Raw genomic sequence first — 15,723 nt, 5'->3', positions numbered from 1 at the left:
TTCCATGGCGGATCATCTAGCGCGTTCTTTCACGGCTACCCTGCAGATAGCCGAATCACCGGTGAACAGCCTGGACTGCCTGACCACAGGGCCAGTGATCCTGGTCACACCACGCTATGCACCAGGCCATGCATTTGACGGAGCCCGGGCGCTGGGCATGCTCAACGGCACGGAAGAAGACTGGCAGCACGGCAAGGAGTCAGGGCTGATCACGTTCGACAAGGGCGCCACGCCCTGTGCGCTGCTGCTGTACTTTCGCCACAGCGATGCCGGTTACAGGCTGTATGTGCGCAGCGGCCCTCATCTGGGTAAAAGCGTGTTCACGAACGTCGATGGGCAGGTGACCCTCAGAACCTCAACGTCGAAGGAGCCCAGCGTGTGGAGCCTGATCGATGTGCAAACCGGCAACGCCTTCGACCTGACACTGCTCGAAGATGGCCGCCGCGAAATCCAGTTGATCAGCAGCGATGGCCACCCTCTGGAAATTCACAACCTATACCCTGTCGGCGGCTTTCTTGCGTGTTATGCGCAGGCCCAGCCATGCACCCTGAGCCTGTTGATCGAACAACGCGGGGTGGACTGGCTCGACACCTGATGTCGCCTGCACGCGCCCCACGTATTACCCTGTGCCGCTTCGACCACCGAGCACGCACAGGACCCTGCCTTGACCAGAGAGCAACTCGAAACCCACCAGATCCCGCTCTACTTTGCTGCCGTGCTGGTTGCCGCGGCCTTCGGCCTGCTGGCCCCTGACGCCGCTCACCCCCTGCAAGCCCTGATCACCCCTGCCATTGCCGTGCTGATGTACGCGATGTTTCTGCAGATCCCCTTTCTCGACCTGCGCCAGGGCCTTGGCAACCGCCGCTTCATCAGTGCGCTGCTGGTGGCCAACTTCATCCTTGTGCCACTGCTGGTATGGGCGATCACCCGCGGCCTGGTCGCGCACCCGGCCATCCTGATCGGTGCCCTGTTGGTGTTGCTGACACCGTGCATCGACTACGTGGTGGTGTTCACCCATATCGGCAAAGGCGACTCACGCCAGACACTCGCCGCAACGCCCGTGCTGTTGCTGGTGCAACTGCTGCTGTTGCCGGTGTACCTGGGGTTGATGTTGGGTGACGGCGGCGAGGTGGCGATTGCCATCACCCCATTCGTGGAAGCGTTTGCCCTGTTGATCGTGTTGCCGCTGCTGCTCGCCGTGCTGACCAGCGCCAGCGCCCGTCGCTCGCGTGTGGCAGCGGCATGGAACGACGCCTGGGCGTGGCTGCCGGTACCGGCGATGGCACTGGTGCTGATGGTGGTGATCGGCTCGCAGATCGCTGCCGTGCTGCATGACTTGGCGCGCTTGCTGCCGGTGATCCCGGTGTACATCGGCTTCATGCTGCTGGCGCCGCTGATCGGCTGTGCCACGGCGCGGCTGATGCGTTTACCGGTGGCCGAGGTGAGGTCGGTGACCTTCAGTGCGGCCACCCGCAACTCGCTGGTGGTGCTGCCGCTGGCGCTGGCGTTGCCAGAAGGCCTGCGCGGGCTGGCGGCAGCGGCGGTGATTACCCAGATGCTGGTGGAGTTGGTGGGGGAGTTGATTTACGTGCGCGTCGTGCCGGCGCTCGTGCGCTGATTGCTCAAACGCTACGCCAGTCAGTCAGGGCCCTTGGGCCGCTGCGCCCTGCGACCCTGTCAGAGCCCTACACCCCGTTCATAGCGCATTCATTTCAGCAATATCGCGCAGCACTTGGTCTGCAGAGTGGTCGAACATCGCCTGCTCCTGCGCATCCAGCGGCAACTCGATGACCCGCGCAATCCCCTCCCCAGCCAGTACACAAGGCACACCCATGGCAATACCTGTGCGCCCGTACTCGCCCTCCAGCACCGCGACCGCTGGCAAAATGCGGTTTCGCCCATTGGCGATCGCATCCACCATCTGCGCAATGGCCACGCCCGGCGCGTCGCAGGCACTACCCAGCTTCTTCAGCCCCAGAATCTCGCCGCCACCCTGGCGGGTGCGCTGCACGATGCGCTCTATCTGCTCACTGGACAGGAAGTGCGCCAATGGCACCGACCCAACCGCGCAGTAGCGCATCAGCGGCACCATGCTGTCGCCATGCCCGCCCAGCACCAGGGCCGTGATGTCCCGAGCGGAAAACCCCGTTTCCTCGGCAATGAAACACTTCATGCGCGCGGTATCCAACACCCCCGCCTGCCCGAACACCTTGTTGCGGCCCAGCCCGCTGCGCGACCAGGCACGATAGGTCAGCACATCGACGGGGTTCGACACCACCAACACCGTCGCCGCCGGCGCATGTTGTTTGATGTCCAGCAGGATGCCGTCGAGAATGGGCAGGTTGATGCTCAATACATCCTGGCGCGACTGGCCAGGCTTGCGCGGCACCCCTGCCGTAATCACCACCAGGTCAGACCCCGCCAGCATTTCGGCCTTGGCCCCGCCCTGAACTCGTGTATCGGAACCCGACTCGACCGCCGCCTGCCAGATATCCAGCGCCTTGCCCTGTGCCAACTCACCCTGCACATCGATCAACATCAACTCACGGCACAACTCATCCCGGGCGATGACCTGAGCCGCCGCCTCGCCGACCAAGCCGGCACCCACAATGGATAATTTGTTCACCTGACACCTCCCAGCGGCGCGCGCCACCAGGAACACGCCTGCGTATACACAGAAGTATTGCCTGCCAGGGCTAAAAGGCCACCCCGAGGTTGATACCCGTCGGCTGAGCGGTTTGAGCCGCGCCAGGATGCAGTTCAGCCGATTCCTGCATCGGCTGTTTCCAAAGTCGCCCTCTCCCCACTACAATTGCAACTCATTCCTATCTGCAACTCATTCATGGGAAGAGGAAAGTGCCCACTGACGCCCCGTTGCAACCACTGGATAGCCTGTATCGCGACCACCACGGCTGGCTGCAAGGCTGGCTGCGTCTGCGCCTTGGTGATCGTGAGCGGGCTGCGGATATTGCGCAAGACACGTTCCTGCGCCTGCTGGTGACACGGCGCCTGCCGGCGCAGAGCGATGGGCGCCGGTTTCTGGCGCAGATCGCCCGCAACCTGGTCATCGACCAATGGCGCCGCCAACGTATCAAGCAAGCTTACCTGGAGAGCCTCGCCGCCCTGCCCGAGCCAGAAACCCCGTCGCTGGAAACCCGTGCCATCGTGATCGAAACCCTGATGCAGATCGACGCCATGCTCGACAGCATGCCCGCGAAGGTGCGCGAGGCGTTTCTGCTGTCGCAGTTCGAAGGGCTGAGCTATAGCCAGATCGCCGAGCGCCTCGAGGTCAGCGTCAGCTCGGTGCAAAAGTACATGCTGCGCGCCATCACCGCCTGCTACCAGGTGCTGTACGCCGAATGAAAACCACCAGCGAAGCGCCCGTCGCGTCTGACATCATCGAGCAGGCCAGCCATTGGCTGATGCTGCAATGGGGTGGCGAGCTGGACAAGGAACAACAGCGTCGCTTCGCTGAATGGCGTACCGCAGACCCGGAACATGATCGTGCGTGGCAGCGCCTGGAGCACCTGCAAAACACCCTGAGCGGTGTGCCCACAGATACTGCGCTGGCGGTGCTGCGTGAGCTGCCCGATGCGCGCCGCCGGCAGACGCTGAAACTGCTCGGCGCGCTGCTGTTGGCCGGGGGCAGCAGCTACCTTGCCCAATCGCAACTACCCTGGCGCGAGGCCACCGCCGACCTGCGCAGCGGTACGGGGGAACGCCTGCAGCGCACGCTGGCCGATGGCAGCCGGCTTAGCCTGAACAGCGGTAGCGCGGTGGATATCCTGTTCAGCGCGAGCGAGCGACGCATTCGCCTGCTCGCGGGGGAGTTGCTGCTCGACAGCGGCCATGACCCAGCGCAACGCCCCTTGATCGTGGACACCGCCGCCGGGGAAATCCAGGCGCTGGGCACGCGCTTTTGCGTGTACCAACGTGATGATAGAAGCCAGGTCGATCTGTTCGAGGGCGCGCTGGAACTGCGCCCGCGTCAGGCCCGCGCCACGCGCCTGCAAGCCGGACAAGGTTGCTGGTTTACCGCGACCCGGTTCGGTGACATCGCGCCCGCGAACCTCAACGCCATCGCCTGGCACGATGGCAGGCTTATCGCCGAACGCATGCCGCTGGGGCAGTTCGTTGCAGAACTGGCTCGCTATCGCCGCGGCATGCTGCGCTGTGACCCGACCATCGCCGGCCTGCCGCTAACGGGCGTTTTTCCCTTGGTAGACACAGACCGCGTACTGACTGCACTTGAGCAGTCCCTGCCGGTAAAGGTGCACAGGCTGACGAGCCTCTGGACCACGATTAGTCCTGCGTAGCGGCATTGCACGCACCGATAAAAAATGCTGCTGCCCCTTGTCGGTTTTGCCGACTTGTCCGGGATACCTCTTGAATCCAACCAAGAAGCATTCTCAAGAGGAACGTCAAGAGTGCCGTATCTGCCCACAACCACCTGTTCTCGACTGAGCCTTGCGGTGCGCCGCAGCCTGTTTGCCGGCTTGCTCTGCACCAGCCCACTGCTGCTTGCGCTGCCCGCAGTACCGGCTGACGCCAGCGAGCAAACACACAGCTATGCCATCCCCGCTGGCGGCCTGGACCAGGCGCTGAACCGCTTTGCGAGCGAGGCCGGTATCTTGCTTTCTGCCGATGCCCAGCTCACCGCCGGCAAGCGCAGCGCTGGCCTGAACGGCAGCTATTCCGTTGCAGATGGCCTGGCCCAGTTGCTGGCCGGTACCGGCCTTCGCGCATTCAATAGCGGTGGCAACTACACGGTGGAGGTCGCAGCGGGCAGCGGTGGCGCCCTGGAGCTGGAGGCGACCAACGTCATCAGCAACCAGCTGGGCACCGTCACCGAAGGCACCGGCTCTTACACGCCCGGCACCATCGCCACGGCCACCCGCCTGGTACTCAAACCCAGGGAAACCCCGCAGTCGATCAGCGTGGTCACGCGCCAGCACATGGATGACTTTGCCCTCAACAGTGTCGACGCGGTGATGCGCCACACCCCCGGCATCACCGTGTCGGCCTACGACACGGACCGGACCAACTACTATTCCCGCGGTTTCTCGATCAACAACTTCCAGTACGACGGCATCCCCTCCGCCGTGCGCAACGTTGCCTACTCAGCCGGCAACACCCTGAGCGACATGGCCATCTACGACCGCATCGAAGTGCTCAAGGGCGCCTCCGGCCTGCTCAGCGGCGCCGGCTCGCTGGGCGGTACCATCAACCTGATACGCAAAAAGCCCACCGCCGACTTCCAGGGCCACGCCACCCTGGGCGCGGGCTCGTGGGACAACTACCGCAGCGAACTGGATGTCAGCGGCCCGCTGACCGAAACCGGCAACGTCCGCGGCCGGGCCGTGGTTGCCTACCAGGACAAGCACTCGTTCATCGACCGCTATTCGAGCCAGAATTCGGTGTTCTACGGCATCGTCGAGTTCGACCTGTCGCCCGATACGCTGCTGACCGTAGGCGCCGACTACCAGGACAACGACCCCAAGGGTTCCACCTGGTCCGGCAGCTTCCCGCTGCTCAATTCCAAAGGCGAGCGCAACGACGCCAAGCGCTCGTTCAGCAACGCAACCGACTGGAGCAGCTGGCAGCAGTACACCCGCACGGTCTTCGCTACGCTGGAGCACGACATGGGCGACGGCTGGGTAACCAAGCTGCAACTGGACCACAAGTACAACGGCTATGACGCGCAGATGGGCGCCATCCAGTTCGACCAGCCGCAGCCCGACGGCAGCGCCGAAATCAACGCGCAACGCTACAAGGGCGACACCACCAGCGACTCCGCCGACCTGTATGTCAGCGGCCCGTTCAACCTGCTCGGCCGTGAGCACGACCTGGTGCTCGGCGGTTCCATCAGCAAGGCCCACTGGGATGGCAAGGGTTACTGGGACGAAACCTTCTCGGTACCCAACCGCGTGGACTACAACAACTGGCACGGCAACCTGCCCAAGCCCGACTGGGGGCCGGTGTCGCAGCGCACCGACGACGTGATCCGCCAGACCGGCGTCTACCTCACCACCCGCCTGAACGTCACCGACGACCTGAAAGTGCTGCTGGGCGGCCGCGTGGTCAACTACAGCCTGACCGGCCTGACCCCGACCTACACCGAGTCCGGACGCTTCATACCCTATGCCGGCGCCATCTACGACCTGAATGAAAACTTCTCGGTCTACGCCAGCTACACCGACGTGTTCATGCCGCAGGAAAACTACAACCGCGACCGCGACAACAAACTGATCGAGCCGGATGAAGGCGAGAACTACGAAGTCGGGGTCAAGGGCGAGTTCTTCGACGGCCGCCTGAACGCCAGCCTGGCCTACTTCGAGGTCAAGGAAACCAACCGCTCGGTGCCGGACGACGCCTACAACAACCTGACCCCTACCCCATCCAACTACGCGTTCAAGGGCAGCAAGGCGACCACCAAGGGCTACGAGCTGGAAGTGTCCGGCGAACTGGCCCCAGGCTGGCAGGTGCAAGGCGGCTACACGCACAAGGTGGTGCGCGACAGCAACGACGTGAAGCTGTCGACCTTCGAGCCCGAAGACCAGTTCAGCCTCTACACCACCTACAAGCTCACCGGTGACCTGGACAAGATCACCCTTGGCGGTGGCGCACGCTGGCAGAACAAGGCCTGGCAGCAGATCTGGAACAGCCCCAAAGGCGTGAACGAGGACGTCACCCAGGAATCGTACTGGGTGGTGGACCTGATGACCCGCTACCAGATCACCCAGAACTTGTCGGCGACGCTTAACGTCAACAACCTCTTCGACAAGTACTACTACACCAACGTCGGCTTCTATAACTCGGCCATTTACGGCGAACCGCGCAACGTCATGGTTACTACTCGCTGGGACTTCTAAAGCCCGTGCCAGCCTGGAATACCCGAATACCCAGGCTGGCCTTTGTGGGCACAACTGCCTTGCTCAAACTTCCAAAACAGCCATGCCCCCCGTGGGAGCGGGCTTGCCCCGCGAACACGGGCGAAGCCCGTGCCATCCACCACAGTGCCTGCTTCGCGGGTAAACCCGCTCGCACCGGGCCAGCTAATCGCCCGGATCCTGCCCATTGAGCTCCATCACCTTCCCACACTGCTCACTGGCCAACCGGCTAATAATCCGAATCGCCTGATGGATACCAGCCGTGTTGCGAAAACTCAGCTGCGGGTTGTGTTCGCACTCCAGCATCTCGTCGTGCTGGACCAAGGCTTCGCCTAGCAGCTCGAGGGTCCAGGCGTAGCTTTGGATGGTGGCGAGGCGTTCGTGGTCAGTCATGGAGGGCCTCCTGGGGGGTGGAGGTGGCGCAGGAATGGGTGTCGATGGGGTAGAAACGGTGGGGGGTGCGGGCCGGCGCGGGGCGGCGGCGGAGAACGAATGCGAGGATCTTTGATGGATTTAAGGTGAGCATGCATGAGACTCCAAGTTTTATTTGGAGCTGCCACGATCCTTCCTACGGGATTGGGTGGCAGCTGTGCATGGGGTAGGAATACCGGGAAACTTGGAAACCCGGCCAGGCCGAAGCCTGCCCACACACAGCCGCCATGACACAGCACGGCAGGCACAAAAAAAGCGCCAGCTGTGGTGCAGGGGCGCCTAGTGCATGCGCCAAGTTTACCAACGGGTTCCTACGCCCGGTCACGGAATTTGCCGCGACTTGGGGAATTTATCGTCTCGTTTCAGGTAGGGCAAGGTTCTTGGTTGTGGGAAACGTCCCATTGTTTTGTACGAATGCACAGGGAAACAAAACCGTAGCGTGCAAGGCAGGGAGGATGATGGACCATGGCTATTCACGCTCAACATTTCACCCTGACAGCCGTTAAAGCTCGTTGAGTCATACACAACGATGAGAACTGTTATGAAGCGAGTCGAACGGGATTTCATTACGCTATTCAACTGTTTGTGGTACCGCGATTTTCCGGTTACCGAGGCAAACGATCTAGCGGGGCGCGCCGACTGGACAATTCACCTTGGATTGGTAGTGCGTCAGTGCGCAACGCTTCTTGGCGCAAGGGCGTTGTTTGAACAAGGTGGACGCACCGACGCTGTGCTGCGGTATCCAGAAGGCGACACACTTTCGTTCGTCGAGTGGGAATGGAAACGGGCACATACGGATATCAATGAGATTTCCAAGCTGCTTGAGCGCGCCGGCAAAGCAGTGTTCCAGACCTTCATCGGCTATAGCAGGACAGAAGACATCGCGCTCACGCTGGAGCGAATCCACACACAGTGGCAGGACGCGGACAAGCCACTGATGGTGTTCCTGATTACGTACGAGCTGTCTGGTCGTAGCCGTCATTTCATGGAGCTGCAGACGTACATGTTTGCAAGGGGAAAATACAAGAAAGTACGTGCTCAGCCGGCGTTGCCTTGGAAGGTGAATCGGGCGAAGGCTAACAGTGCATCTGATGAGGCGTGATTACTGCTGCTTACCCTAGTGCGGTGTTTTCAGAAGTACCAATGAAAATTGCTCAAGGCCCGTGCCGCACGAGCGACTGAGGCCAGGATGTCCTCGGCTTTTTTATGGTTCTTCACGGAATGTTGGAGAAGTGAGGCTGCTATGTGCTTGTCGGGAGATAGGGTGATGGCGGCTAGGTGCCTGTCTTTAGCTTGGAGGTAGGGCGGCGCCGGATCTGATAGGCGCTGAAAATGCCAAGCCAGGCACCTGGTGGCCCCGAATACAATCTCCAGGCATCCCCCCCTTAAAAAAGCCGAGGACATCCTGGCCTCAGTTGCTCGTGCGGCACGGGCCTTGAGCAATTTTCATTGGTACTTCTGAAACACCGCACTAGAACTCAACCTTACCCCGCCCCGCCTTGACAGTACTGCGCCTGGCTTTTCCTTCGAGGCGGCGGGTCTTCGAGCCGAGAGTCGGTTTGGTGGGGCGGCGTTTCTTCTCGGTCTTGCCGGCAGCGATGATCAACTCGGCAAGACGCGCCATTGCGTCAGCGCGATTCTGCTCCTGGGTGCGGTACTGCTGGGCTTTGATGATCAACACGCCGTCACCGGTGATGCGACTGTCACGCAGCGCCAGCAGCCGCTCCTTGTAAAACTCGGGCAGCGACGAGGCGGGAATGTCGAAGCGCAGGTGCACGGCGCTGGACACCTTGTTGACATTCTGCCCGCCTGCGCCTTGCGCGCGGATGTATGTCAGTTCGATGTCGGCATCTGGCAGATGCACATTATTCGAGATGGTCAGCATGGCATGGCCTTTGTCATTGCCTTCCATTATCACAGCCTTCGCCGCTGGCCTACAGAACAAAAGACGTTTGACCTCAACCACAGTGGTCGAGACGCTCTACTCCGCCATTGCCAATTCGTACAACACTGCTCCCAGCTAGGACACTTGGAGTGGGGTGTTTCCCTCCAACCTCAGTCTGCGGAATAACTCAGCAGCAGGTCGTAGTGAGAAAACTGGGTCATCTCGAAATTATCTCTAAACGGGAAAAACGTTATCTAGAAAAAAATCGGCTTCCCCCCCGTAAACATTGGTCCAAACCGAATCAACAGATACCCACTATCTAGAAAAGTCTGTAACGCTAAGTGGAAAACCGCGCCCTCTCAAGTCAAAAGCACGCAGATCAACAGCGTAAAAACAGCCACAAAAAAACCCGCACAAGGCGGGCTTTTTAGCAGGGCCAACAAGCGAAAAATCGCCATTGGCCAATCTGAATGTGGTGCGGAGACAGGAATCGAATAGCAGCCGATTTAGCCAGAAAATGCTGACTATCCATATCTTCACCTCAACGATGTATCCCTAAACATATCCCTAAAGAAGAATCCACTATCGCCGCAAGCCTCCTAAGCGATCTCAGGACGGCAGGCTTGCTAGGTGAGTGTTAAGGGCCCGTCCGGCGTCAATGATCAGGCTTGACTGCCTGGCATACTCAGGATCAAGCGTTGGTTTAACCCAACGAGCATCGTACGCCTGCCCGCCGTGCTCAAACCCGGCAAATTTCAGGCCGTTGGGCATACCTGCTTCTGTGAAATCAACCGAATAGGAGGCCTCGACAATGCTTCGGTGCTTTGAATGATTATTGAGAGCGGATATGTAACGAAAGCCATCATGATCAGTGAGAGAGGTCAATGCCTGCAGAACCGGGGCAACAGTGACTTTCTTCATCACGTTCACCATGTCGATATTCCGCAGCTTGAGCTCGGTTGCGGGATCCAGATTCATACCCAATGCGTAGTACACCGTATGAGCAAGAATATCCGCAGTGGCGTGCATACTCTGCACACAGGCGGTGATATGCGCCTGTGATTGAAAGCGGGCCTCGCTGAACGCCTCGCTCGCGTCATCCGCCCCCAGGACCAGCATCATCATTGCGCTCGGATCGGTATGGGCTGCAGTAGCCTCATCGAGCAAACGCTTAGCCTCTAGGTAGTGATACTTGGCGAAAGCACCTCGCTGGAGGACTGAGTTGAGCGAAGGGGCTAGGACCTCTTTTTGCTGCCGCCCAAATTTCGCTTCTACCAGGCTTCTCAGCTCGGCCAAATTCCATGCAGTCATGCGAGAAATTCTCATCAGAAAGGGATACAGATCAATTAGACGCAGGCGAAGTCAGAGGCTAACGCCCGCTGAGCTAGCGACCTGCTTCAGCCTAAAGGCTGGCATCGCGGTGTACGCAGGTAAGCCCTGTTGGCTCGGCCTTCTGCAAAGGTACCAGATCACTGCGAAGACGGGAGCGATCCATCCCAGCCTTTGAGCCCATAGCTTACGGAATTTGCTGTCTGACAAAAATACTTGCCCCAGGCACGGGACGGGTCCTCGATTTTTTGTGAGCCCTCCTTAAAGCTGCATAGGGCCGGTCAGTTCACCAGTTCACCAGTTAACTAAGCTCAGATGTCAGCCGCTAACGAAGAAGCGCGGGTTTCCTGCCCCGTATCTCAGCGTTCTTCTCAGGGTCCCCCCGGTCAAAGCGGGAGCAGTGCCTGGCACCAAGCTTCCAGAGCCGTTTCTCGCTGTAGGTGTTACTAAAGGCTGGGCGGGGGCTCGAAACCTAGTCGAGTTTGGATTAGGTTTCAGGTGTAGCAAGTGTTTCTTGATGGTTAAACCGTTGATTTGCATGAATATTATTTATTTTAGGGTTTCCATTATTTATGTGTAACAGTTCAGTGTGACGTGTAACGGTGTTGCGCAACCGCCCTGGGTGCTGTGCGATGCTTACGTACGGGAAGGGGGTTGTACCAATGGGTCGATAGTGCCCGAGACATGTCCTCAATCCGCGCATTGCTCGGCCCTATCATCTCTATTATCCGTCATCACCGGATCCGAGCACCTCGGTAGTGGGATCATTCATTGGAATGGTCGAGGCTGGCGAGCCACTGATTCGGCAAGCGCTTGAAGCCTTCTGAAGGCCAATGCAGCGGATGCCGCTGACTTGCCGGTGCATAAAGGTAAGCGTTTACACTCATTGGCTGATTCGCTTTACCAGGCTGTCATTGATTTTCATCTTGTCAAAGTATGCAAGCTACAGCCGGCAATTTATGGAGGCGCTGTCACTAAGGGATGTGGGAAATGCCATCCCGATTACCCGTGCCCGCAGACGTGGTAGACAAGTTCAGGCTGTACTACGAGGCGCTGGCATCTGGTTGTCCCATCGAGGAAACTGAGTGGCTGCGTCAGATCGCAGAATCAAATACCGGGCTGTGAATGGACATCGCCTGAGAGCCTTTAGCTGCCGTCCTCGTGGGACCTACTGACAGAGTTGATCAAATCTTCATCTGGGGTGTGCACATCGATAGACACATCGTCTCTGAGCTGCCTAGCGTGAGTGGCAGAGATCGGCCAAAAGCGGATACCGCAAGGTGTTAGCTACCAACTGATCATCTTTCGATTGCCAAATCACACCTTCAAAGAGATCATCATTGGTATCCATATAAGCAAAGGATTTGTCATGCCACTCATCATCAATTCCAGTCTTGTGCTGTCAAGTACGAAACAGGCCATCCGGCAGATTTTCAAATGGGATCTAAACACTTCTGACGAAATCGAAGATGGGATATCACGCATCGCCAGAGCGCGCTTGTTATGAGTCTCCGGTTTTCTGAAGAGGGCCCGGCATTCCCAGAGCAACTAGTCGAAGCTTTGCATACCGGTGAAGTAGTTTTTCTGTGCGGTGCGGGCGTGAGTGCGCCGCAGCTCCCTGGTTTCAAAGACTTGGTCGAGCGATGTTTCGGCCGGCTCAATCTGAAAATGAGTGGATCCGAGCAGAAGTCGTTTGAGGAGGGTCGATTCGAAGAGGTTTTGGGGTCACTCAGTCGGCGGATTGTGGATCCGGTCGATATGATCAGGACGGTAGTTGAATTGCTGCAACCTCTGACACAGCCCGACCTCAGTAATCATCGCACTATTTTAAGGCTATCTCGCAACCTAAATAATCAGCCCGTTATCGTAACGACCAATTTCGACACGATGCTTGAGAAGGCACTTCTTGACGTCGATGGTGCTAAGCAGGTAAGAGCTCTCAGCTTTGCAGGGCAGGATTTACCCTCCCCAGGGAGTGCTGACTTCGCCGGGATCATCCATCTCCACGGCCGTGTAGCTGACGAATGTATCGAACTGGAAGAGACGCCCCTTGTAGTGACAAGTGCAGACTATGGCGACGCCTACATGCGCTCAGGCTGGGCGTCTCGTTTTTTATTCGACCTTTGCCGCTGCAAGACTATTGTGTTGGTCGGCTACAGTGCCAGCGATGCGCCAGTGCGTTATTTTCTGAACGTTCTGGAAGCCGATAGACAGCGATTCCCTGACTTACGTCCAGTCTATGCGTTAGATGCGGTCGATGCACGGGAGGAGGCGGACCTACGATGGGGAGCACTTGCTGTCGAACCGATTGTGTATGAACGCGTAACCGATACTGCGACCGGTAGAAAAAATCACAGTGCACTTTGGCGCGATCTTGATCATCTCGCCGATGTTGTTGAGCGCCCCCGAACTACCCGCCGAAGGTGGACGGAAGCGACTCTCGCTAAATCCGTTGCTGCGGTTGATCCGGCCGAACTAGATCGAATATTGTGGCTACTCAGCGGCCACCATGACCTCTGGCCAGTCGCAATTACAACGATTTCTGATGCAACTTGGTTCGATTTTTTTGTCGACCGAAAGCTCTGGAGCGATCAAGATGCTGCTTGGATTGTTGGTTGTTGGCTTGCCCGCGACTTTGAGTCAGTGTACCGGTTCCAGTTAGCCATCACATGGTTGGAGCGGTTAGGCCAGCCGTTTGCTGACGTTATTGCTAGCAGGGTTTCCCATACCAAAGACTTACCGGATTTATGGGTTCGTGCTTGGCGCTTGCTTACAATCAGCCAGCCGCGTTGTGACTTTAATTTGGGGCGTCAATCGTACGCCTCCCAGAATAGGCTTCGTGGCCCAGTCGTGCTGCACGCAGACCTCCATATGGCCGTGGGACTACTTACGCCGGTCCTCAGAGTAAAAGCCAATCACTATGAACTTGATAGCGAATGCGAGTTCAGTTCTCCCAAGCAGTTATGCGACTTAATTCGGCCGAGCTGGGTGGTTTATGACATAGATGGGGCTCCGGGGCTCGTCGACGCACTTAGCGCCGTTTCACAACCGGGAGTCATTATGGCGCTGGCAACGGCGAGGCTTCAAGAGGTCTTCGGAACTTCTCTCGATATCGATGGCGGCGGCGAAGACGCCTATATCAATGACTTCTCTGTACCCTCGATCGAGCCACACGCGCAAAACGAACATCATGATGGAGTTATTTTTCTAGTTCAGCTTCTTGCGCAGCTACTTCCCGCTATCGCCAAAACGAATAGACGTGAAGGCCGTTTACTGTCAGAAACATGGCGTCATATGCCAAGAATTCTTGGGGTCCGGCTTTGGTTGCACGCTCTGCGTAATACTATGCTCTTTTCAGCGGACGAGGCTATTTCTGGATTAGACAAACTACCGATCAATGTATTTTGGAGTATCCGTCGCGAGCTTGCGTTGGTATTGCGGGACCGTGCAGCCGATGCAGATCCGGCGCTGGTAGCACTGATTGAGCTGCGGATTCTGAATGAGGGGGTCACTTACTACGAAAGTTACGCCCTCGAAAAAGGACAAGTAGATTGGCGCAGTCATGCGCGTGATGCCGAAGTGTGGCTAAGACTCAACATGCTCCGTACCGCCGGCGTTTTGTCTGATGGAGGTATCAATGAACTAGCAGCCATTAAAGTCCGCCGCGATTATCTTGATCGCGAAGTGGAGGATAGTGACTTTTTCATGTCTTACTCTACCGGCGTCCGAATATCGATGGGCGATTCTCTGCCGATCACCGAGGCGGCTGACGACGAGCGCCTTGAAGTCGCACGTGCAACAATCCACAGCCCTAATATTGAGAAGCGACAAGGTTGGAGCGCCTATTGCCGCACTGATCCTAGCGGCGCCTTCGACACCCTGAAGGGCTCATCGCTAGATGCTTCAAACGCGCCACTTTGGAGTGCTCTCATTGGATCTTTATCGTTTCGGAAGGATGAACTCGACTCGACCACCAGGGGGCTTGTCATCAATATTTTTTCAATGCTTGAGCCCGCGACTGAGTCCTTTCTCGGTCTCATCATAGGCCGATTATCAGAACTTTACTCAAGTTCTCCACGGCAAGCGGCACCCAAGATTGCCGCATGGTGGCCACGACTTTTTGCAAGTGCTATTGCTCATGAGAATTTACCGTTAGGCGATAGCCGAAAGATCTATGAAAATGCAATCAACTCTTCAGGGGGGCGGTTAACTGAAGCTGCGCTAATCGATATAGAGCGGAGCCGGCAAGCAAATGAACCGATTAGTAAAAACTTACTGGATGCTATTAAACAGGCCGCTGGCGCTGAGGGCCGACAGGGAGCGTTCGCGCGCGCAATTTTAGTCAATGCAGCCGGCTTTGTTCTAACAATAGAAGGGCAGAAGGTGGGCGAGATTCTTGATACAGCACTGGGTGATACTAGCGCTGATGGAGTTGCACTACGTGCCATTTTAGTCAACCAATCGCGCCTATCGCTCGTTGCATCGCAGGCATTCGCCAAGCATATATTGCGCGGTGTAATCGAAGTTGACAATCGAGGGCGAGTTGCGTCCACCGCAGCGGCTAAAATTGTGGCTCCAGCTCTATCGATCATTCGCCAGGAAAAAAATGCCCATGTTTGGGGAATTTCGCTCTCAGATACTGCATCAGCGCTTCAGAGTGGTTCCCCTGCCTTGCGGGAGGGCGTAGCTAGTATCCTCTTACAATGGATCGACCAGATCGAAGGTGGGCCGGCAATGGCATGGCGTAGCAGCATAGGTCCACTGCTTGCTCAGGTTTGGCCGCGTGAGCGTGCCTTGCGCGAAAAAGGGTTGACGCGACATTTCTCCAGATTAGCGTTGAAGTCAGCTGAGGCGTTTCCCGAGGCATTAAAACAGCTGCTCCCCTACCTCACTCTGTTGGAGGGGAATGGAGACCTCTATGCTATCGAACAGTCCAGTTCGCCCGAGCAGTTTCCTCGCGAAACCCTAACACTGCTATGGCGGCTCTTCGGTCCGGGTACCACTAGCAGTCTCTACGGGATGCCCAATATTCTTGAGCGGATGATTGAATCAGATCCATTAATCGAGCTGGACCGCCGACTGCAATGGCTATACCAGCAAGCTGGTCGCCATGAGTAAACGACCGCACTCGCTATCAAAGATTTTTTGAATGACTATTTTTGGCGGATGGCGTCGTACGTGAGGGAC

General features: G+C 57.8%; 12 protein-coding genes. 8 read left to right on the top strand and 4 right to left on the bottom strand.

What is annotated here, in order from left to right; all coding sequences use genetic code 11:
• Positions 1 to 4 precede the first annotated feature (4 nt).
• The gene (locus CKW22_RS08250; RefSeq protein WP_095064000.1) at positions 5 to 595 is read left to right on the top strand and encodes a hypothetical protein; all 591 of its coding nucleotides are present in this window, start codon (positions 5 to 7) and stop codon (positions 593 to 595) included.
• Between the two features lie 69 nt (positions 596 to 664).
• The gene (locus tag CKW22_RS08245) at positions 665 to 1,618 is read left to right on the top strand and encodes an arsenic resistance protein (RefSeq protein ID WP_095063999.1); all 954 of its coding nucleotides are present in this window, start codon (positions 665 to 667) and stop codon (positions 1,616 to 1,618) included.
• Between the two features lie 78 nt (positions 1,619 to 1,696).
• Here the strand turns inward: CKW22_RS08245 and CKW22_RS08240 are convergent, their stop codons facing one another.
• Positions 1,697 to 2,626 (bottom strand): malate dehydrogenase, encoded by a 930-nt coding sequence (locus CKW22_RS08240; protein WP_033701402.1) that lies wholly within the window; start codon positions 2,624 to 2,626, stop codon positions 1,697 to 1,699.
• Between the two features lie 230 nt (positions 2,627 to 2,856).
• Here CKW22_RS08240 and CKW22_RS08235 point away from each other — a divergent pair, with 230 nt between their 5' ends.
• The 3 genes from CKW22_RS08235 (at position 2,857) to CKW22_RS08225 (ending at position 6,872) form a co-directional block, all read left to right on the top strand.
• Positions 2,857 to 3,363, top strand: coding sequence for a sigma-70 family RNA polymerase sigma factor (locus CKW22_RS08235; RefSeq protein ID WP_033701403.1), 507 nt, complete (start codon positions 2,857 to 2,859; stop codon positions 3,361 to 3,363).
• Positions 3,360 to 4,316 carry a FecR domain-containing protein gene (locus tag CKW22_RS08230; protein ID WP_047582805.1) on the top strand — a complete coding sequence of 319 codons (957 nt, stop codon included), beginning with the start codon at positions 3,360 to 3,362 and terminating at the stop codon, positions 4,314 to 4,316. The genes CKW22_RS08235 and CKW22_RS08230 overlap by 4 nt, the downstream gene beginning before the upstream one ends.
• Before the next feature lie 111 nt (positions 4,317 to 4,427).
• Positions 4,428 to 6,872, top strand: a complete 2,445-nt coding sequence (locus CKW22_RS08225; protein WP_095063998.1) for a TonB-dependent siderophore receptor — start codon at positions 4,428 to 4,430, stop codon at positions 6,870 to 6,872.
• Between the two features lie 183 nt (positions 6,873 to 7,055).
• Here CKW22_RS08225 and CKW22_RS08220 read toward each other — a convergent pair whose 3' ends face one another.
• Positions 7,056 to 7,283 (bottom strand): hypothetical protein, encoded by a 228-nt coding sequence (locus tag CKW22_RS08220; protein WP_095063997.1) that lies wholly within the window; start codon positions 7,281 to 7,283, stop codon positions 7,056 to 7,058.
• Between the two features lie 580 nt (positions 7,284 to 7,863).
• Between CKW22_RS08220 and CKW22_RS08215 the strand changes: the two genes are divergently transcribed.
• A complete protein-coding gene (locus tag CKW22_RS08215; RefSeq protein WP_177447937.1) occupies positions 7,864 to 8,424 on the top strand; it encodes a hypothetical protein in 561 nt (186 codons plus the stop codon).
• Positions 8,425 to 8,793: 369 nt separating this feature from the next.
• Here CKW22_RS08215 and arfB read toward each other — a convergent pair whose 3' ends face one another.
• Both arfB and CKW22_RS08205 read right to left on the bottom strand, forming a co-directional pair.
• Entirely contained in the window at positions 8,794 to 9,207 is a 414-nt protein-coding gene (gene arfB, locus CKW22_RS08210; RefSeq protein ID WP_095064151.1) for an alternative ribosome rescue aminoacyl-tRNA hydrolase ArfB, read from the bottom strand.
• 609 nt (positions 9,208 to 9,816) lie between these two features.
• Positions 9,817 to 10,518, bottom strand: a complete 702-nt coding sequence (locus CKW22_RS08205; protein ID WP_095063996.1) for a hypothetical protein — start codon at positions 10,516 to 10,518, stop codon at positions 9,817 to 9,819.
• A 1,387-nt stretch (positions 10,519 to 11,905) separates the two neighbouring features.
• On the opposite strand from CKW22_RS08205, the gene CKW22_RS27455 reads away from it, so the two are divergent.
• Both CKW22_RS27455 and CKW22_RS08200 read left to right on the top strand, forming a co-directional pair.
• Entirely contained in the window at positions 11,906 to 12,043 is a 138-nt protein-coding gene (locus CKW22_RS27455; RefSeq protein ID WP_160015169.1) for a hypothetical protein, read from the top strand.
• A 161-nt stretch (positions 12,044 to 12,204) separates the two neighbouring features.
• Complete coding sequence (locus CKW22_RS08200) at positions 12,205 to 15,654, top strand: SIR2 family protein (RefSeq protein ID WP_256577288.1); 3,450 nt, start codon at positions 12,205 to 12,207, stop codon at positions 15,652 to 15,654.
• Positions 15,655 to 15,723: the final 69 nt, after the last annotated feature.

Source organism: Pseudomonas sp. Irchel s3f19 (assembly GCF_900187555.1).
Taxonomy (GTDB): domain Bacteria; phylum Pseudomonadota; class Gammaproteobacteria; order Pseudomonadales; family Pseudomonadaceae; genus Aquipseudomonas; species Aquipseudomonas capeferrum.
The sequence above is the reverse complement of the archived record's forward strand: the minus strand, read 5'-3'. Positions and strand labels throughout refer to the sequence as shown.

Coding starts and splice junctions, on each gene's coding strand:
- CKW22_RS08250 (WP_095064000.1), top strand. CDS start 5: ATGGCGGATCATCTAGCGCGTTCTTTCACGGCTACCCTGCAGATAGCC.
- CKW22_RS08230 (WP_047582805.1), top strand. CDS start 3,360: ATGAAAACCACCAGCGAAGCGCCCGTCGCGTCTGACATCATCGAGCAG.
- CKW22_RS08220 (WP_095063997.1), bottom strand. CDS start 7,283: ATGACTGACCACGAACGCCTCGCCACCATCCAAAGCTACGCCTGGACC.
- CKW22_RS08215 (WP_177447937.1), top strand. CDS start 7,864: ATGAAGCGAGTCGAACGGGATTTCATTACGCTATTCAACTGTTTGTGG.
- arfB (WP_095064151.1), bottom strand. CDS start 9,207: ATGCTGACCATCTCGAATAATGTGCATCTGCCAGATGCCGACATCGAA.
- CKW22_RS08205 (WP_095063996.1), bottom strand. CDS start 10,518: ATGACTGCATGGAATTTGGCCGAGCTGAGAAGCCTGGTAGAAGCGAAA.
- CKW22_RS27455 (WP_160015169.1), top strand. CDS start 11,906: ATGCCACTCATCATCAATTCCAGTCTTGTGCTGTCAAGTACGAAACAG.
- CKW22_RS08200 (WP_256577288.1), top strand. CDS start 12,205: ATGAGTGGATCCGAGCAGAAGTCGTTTGAGGAGGGTCGATTCGAAGAG.